Source organism: Actinosynnema sp. (assembly GCF_052038725.1).
This window is the reverse complement of record NZ_JBQGCX010001113.1, coordinates 1-2,940: the sequence shown is the minus strand read 5'-3', so window position 1 is coordinate 2,940 and position 2,940 is coordinate 1. Positions and strand designations below refer to the sequence as shown.

General features: G+C 77.1%; 4 protein-coding genes and 1 pseudogene. 4 read left to right on the top strand and 1 reads right to left on the bottom strand.

Annotated features, from left to right (window positions below; translation table 11 throughout):
* The 3 genes and pseudogenes from ACTUAL_RS23530 to ACTUAL_RS23520 form a co-directional block, all read left to right on the top strand.
* A pseudogene (locus ACTUAL_RS23530) lies at nucleotides 1-732 on the top strand (choice-of-anchor M domain-containing protein); the annotation flags it as partial.
* Complete coding sequence (locus ACTUAL_RS23525; RefSeq protein WP_440901769.1) at nucleotides 729-941, top strand: hypothetical protein; 213 nt, start codon at nucleotides 729-731, stop codon at nucleotides 939-941. The pseudogene ACTUAL_RS23530 and the gene ACTUAL_RS23525, both read left to right, overlap by 4 nt.
* Nucleotides 941-1,105, top strand: a complete 165-nt coding sequence (locus ACTUAL_RS23520; protein ID WP_440901768.1) for a hypothetical protein — start codon at nucleotides 941-943, stop codon at nucleotides 1,103-1,105. Before ACTUAL_RS23525 ends, ACTUAL_RS23520 begins: the two co-directional genes overlap by 1 nt.
* On the opposite strand, the gene ACTUAL_RS23515 is transcribed toward ACTUAL_RS23520, so the two are convergent.
* On the bottom strand, nucleotides 1,089-2,246 hold the full coding sequence (locus ACTUAL_RS23515; protein ID WP_440901767.1) for an ROK family transcriptional regulator: 1,158 nt from the start codon (nucleotides 2,244-2,246) through the stop codon (nucleotides 1,089-1,091). The genes ACTUAL_RS23520 and ACTUAL_RS23515 overlap by 17 nt on opposite strands.
* 49 nt (nucleotides 2,247-2,295) lie before the next feature.
* Between ACTUAL_RS23515 and ACTUAL_RS23510 the strand changes: the two genes are divergently transcribed.
* A partial coding sequence (locus ACTUAL_RS23510) for an HAD-IA family hydrolase (protein ID WP_440901766.1) occupies nucleotides 2,296-2,940 on the top strand: 645 nt, incomplete at its 3' end.

Sequence of the window (2,940 nt, the reverse complement as noted above, 5' to 3'; positions counted from 1 at the left end):
CGCGGCCGGCTACGACCCCGCCGAGGGCCGCGAGCTCCTCGACGCGGCACCTCCGGCGAGGTCGGCGGTCACACCCGCGCCACCTGGTCGTTCACCGCCCAGGGCACCTACGACACCGAGGCCGAGCACTACCCCTGGTACCAGAAGAAGCGCGGCGAGTCGGCGTACGCGTGGATCCCCGAGTCGCGCCTTGCCGACCAGGAGCTGCCGATCACGGCCGGCCTGGACGGCGCCCACGTCACGGCGCGGCTATTCAACGCCGACCACTCGGTGCTGTCCGAGTCGGAACCGCTGGAGCTGAAGGTGGCAGGCGGCGCCGCGGCGGCTGCGGAACTGGCCTCGGACAAGGACTCCTACCGCGCCGTTGAGACCGCGACGTTCACGCTGTCCGGTGTGGACGGTGCGACGGGCGTCGAGTGGTCGGCGCGCAGCAACGGGGAGAACGACTTCCGGCCGATCGAGGGCGCGAGCGGCACGACCCTGAGCAGGGCTCTCGACCGGGGCTGGGACGGCAGGCAGGTCAGGGCCGTGGTCCGGGACGCGGGCGGCGCGGTGCTCGCCGAGGCGGACGTCCCGCTGGTGCGCGTGCGGGAACCCGAGTCCGCACCCGAGGTCGCGGCGGAGTCCGGGGGCGTGCCCACCGGGTACCTCGTCGGCGGCGCGGTACTGCTGGTCGTCGTGATCGCCGGGATCGGGCTGGCCGTGCGCGGTCGGCGCACCCCCGAGGCGTGAGCGGTCTCCTCCGCGTCCTCCTCGTGGCGCTCCTGCTCGGCGTCGCGACCGCTCCCCCGGCTTCGGCGGCGGCGCTGGAGATCCGGGACGGGCACGTGGACATCGGGCCCGCGCTGGTGGACGGCGCGTGGCAGGTCCGGCTGGGGGACGACTCGACCAGCCCGCCACCTGCGCCTTCCTCGGCGAGGCGGGCGGGACCGTGCACCTGATGCCGCGGACCCGCAGGTCCGGGGTGCTGTGGATCGGCTGGAGCACCCGGCACGAGAGCGTGCTCGCGCGGCGCCCGGAGGCGATCTCCGTGTCGCTGCACGACGTCGAGGGTCCGGGACGGGGGGCGCTGGCGGCGGCTTCCCTGCTCAAGCGCCGCCGGTGACGCCGGTGGACCAGCGGGCGAGCAGGTCGGCGTCGAGCACCCGGTCGAACACCGACAGGCCGATGCCGATCAGCGGGGCGTCCTCGTCCGAGCGGGCGGCCACGACCACCGGCGGCGACTCGCGGTGCACGGCCATCAGACCCGCCAGCACGGCCCGCTCGAAGCTCTCGGCGCAGGCGTCCCGCACCGACGCGGCAAGCCCGCCGAGGGTGACCAGGTCGGGGTCGAGCGCGTTGACCAGCCCGGCGATCCCGCGCCCCAGGTCGGCGGCCAGTCCGGCGCGGGCGGGCGACGCCGGTCCCCGGTCGGCGTAGAAGTCGCGCAGCCAGGCGCGCGGGTCACCGGTCACGGTCAGGCCCGCGCGCCGGGCGACCGCGCCCGCCTCGAAACCGGCGCTCCAGCAGCCCCGCGCGCCGCACGGGCACTCGACGCCGGGATCGCCGAGCGGCAGGTGCCCGAACTCGCCGTGCAGCCCTCGGGCACTGGGCGCGGGCAGGCCGTCGACCAGGAGCGCGCCGCCGATGCCGACCTCCACCACCACGTGCAGCAGGGTGCGCGGGCGCGGGGTGTGCAGGCGGGCCTCGGCGACGGCGGCGGCCGTGGCGTCGTTGCCGAGCACGGCGGGCAGGCCGGGCGGGGCGATCCGGTCGACCGGCACGTCCCGCAGGCCGAGCACGGTCGTCGGCAGCCGGTCGTCCGCCACCGGGCCGGGGACCGCCACGCCGATCCCGACGACGCGGTCGCCCAGCCGCTCGGCGAGGTCGGTGATCCGCGCGCGGAGCCCGGTGAGCAGCGCCTCGGGGGCCACGCCGTCGCGCCCGCCGCCCGCCACGACCTCCACCACCCCCGCGAGGTCGCAGACGCCGATCCGCCAGTCGCCGTGCCGCAGGTCCACGACCAGGGCGACCGGGCCGGACGGGTGGGCGCGGACGGTGGTCGTCGGCCTGCCCGGACCCGCGGACGGGGCGCGGCGCTCATCGACCAACCGGGCGCGCGCGAGGCGTTTGACCAGGTCGGAGGTGGGCCCGCTGGCCAGGCCGAGGTGCTTGCCCAGCCGGGTCCTGGTGACGTCGGGCTCGCGCCGGAGCAGCGCGAGCGCGTCCGAGGCCGAGCGCCAGTGCCGTGCCTGGGCGGATGTCATGGCTCACGAATATACTCGCTCAACGATTTTATCGGGTTACCGTGTGCCCGTGGAGACGAACCCGATGACGGCGGCGCCCTGCGCGGCGCTGCTGTTCGACTGCGACGGCGTGCTCGTGGACTCCGAGGCGAGCGTGACGGGCGCGTGGACCCGGTGGGCGCGCGAGCTGGGGCTGGCCCCGGACGCGGTGATGGCCACCGTGCACGGCAGGCGGGCGGTCGACACCGTCGCGCTGCACGTGGAGCCCGCGCGGCGGGCCGAGGCGGTGGCGATGATCGACGCGTTCGAGCTGGCCGAGGTGCGCGCCACCACCGCGATCCCCGGCGCGGCGGAGCTGCTCGCGTCGCTGCCCCCGGACCGCTGGGCCACCGTCACCTCCGGCAAGCGCGACCGGGCCACCGCCCGCCTGCGCGCCGCCGGGCTGCCGGTGCCGCGCGCGCTCGTGGCCGCAGGCGACGTCAGCAGCGGCAAGCCGCACCCGGAGGGCTACCTGGCCGGGGCGCGGCTGCTCGGGGTGCCCGCGTCGCGGTGCGCGGTGTTCGAGGACGTGCCGGTGGGCGTGCGCGCCGGGCGGTCGGCGGGCGCAGGCGTCGTGGTCGGGGTGGGCGGCCGGGAGTTCGGCGCGGACCGGCCGGACGTGGTGGTGCCCGACCTGCGCGCCGTCCGCTGGACCGGCGAGGGCCTCGAACTGGCG

Bases quoted from the DNA above. Each gene is read 5' to 3' on its own strand.
- ACTUAL_RS23515 (WP_440901767.1), bottom strand. From the start codon at position 2,246: ATGACATCCGCCCAGGCACGGCACTGGCGCTCGGCCTCGGACGCGCTC.
- ACTUAL_RS23520 (WP_440901768.1), top strand. From the start codon at position 941: ATGCCGCGGACCCGCAGGTCCGGGGTGCTGTGGATCGGCTGGAGCACC.